The 1,101-nt window shown below is 56.3% G+C and carries 1 protein-coding gene; it reads right to left on the bottom strand.

Annotated elements, in window-relative coordinates; genetic code table 11:
• Nucleotides 1-937, bottom strand: a 937-nt coding sequence (locus HMPREF1992_RS07920; RefSeq protein WP_021685372.1) for a YifB family Mg chelatase-like AAA ATPase, incomplete at its 3' end; no start/stop codon positions are given.
• Nucleotides 938-1,101: the final 164 nt, after the last annotated feature.

The following is a 1,101-nucleotide window of genomic DNA, read 5'->3' as shown; positions in this document are numbered from 1 at the left end:
TCTTGCTGAACTCCGGCAGCTCGTCGAGAAAGAGTACGCCGTGATGCGCGAGTGTCACCTCACCCGGACGCGGAATGCTCCCACCGCCGATCATCGCCACAGTCGAGGAGGTATGATGCGGACTGCGGAAGGGGCGCGTGGTCACAAGCCCTGTATCCTTGCCGAGCAGTCCTGAGATGCTGTAAATCTTCGTGATCTCGATGGCTTCTTCCTTCGTCAGCTCCGGCAGAATCGAACTCATCCGACGTGCCAGCATCGTCTTGCCCGAGCCGGGCACACCGACCATCAGAACATTATGCCCTCCCGCCGCTGCAATTTCAAGCGCACGTTTCGCCTGATACTGCCCCTGCACATCTGCAAAGTCATCGGTGAACGCAGCGTCCTTTTTCTGTTCTGTTGCTTGTGGCACAGCAGGAGTCAGCGTTTCCGTTCCCGTCAGATGGCGTACCAACTGCGCCAGTGTTTCGACCGCATAGACCTTCAGTCCGTCGATGAGCAGTGCCTCGTCCACATTCGACGGAGCAACGTAGAACTCCGTCAGCCCATGCTCCCGTGCCGTAATCGCCATCGGGAGAATGCCGCTGATCGGACGGCAGTTCCCATCAAGGGAGACTTCCGCTGAAAAAAGCGCACTCTGCACCGCCGCCTCGGGAACCATGCCGTAGGATGCAAGGAGACCGACCGCTATCGGCAGATCAAGCCCCGAGCTATCCTTTCGCACATCGGCAGGTGCAAGATTCACCGTCACCCGCTCCTGCCGCAGCTGAATGCCGGAGTTGCGAATCGCAGTCCGTACCCGCTCCTTCGACTCCTTTACCGACGTATCGGGAAGCCCCACCAGTTCAAAGCCCGGCAGCCCCGGCGACACATCCACCTTAACGTCGATAATCCGTCCGTCAATCCCGAGGGTCGTCGCACCATAGGTCTTTGCAAACAACGGCCTTCCCTCCTACGTTTCAAATATAAGAAAATTATAACACAGAACGAAGGGGATTGCCTAATGATTCTTTACAAGAAAAAAGAGATTCCAAACGCTAAGTGGGGCGAATGGAATCTCTTTTGTGTGCGGAATTTACCGTATGACAGGAATTAAGCGCCGAC

The sequence above is a fragment of the Selenomonas sp. oral taxon 892 str. F0426 genome (assembly GCF_000468035.1).
Taxonomy (GTDB): Bacteria; Bacillota; Negativicutes; order Selenomonadales; family Selenomonadaceae; genus Centipeda.
Note: the sequence above shows the minus strand (reverse complement) of the source record. Positions and strands in the feature narration are given on the sequence as shown.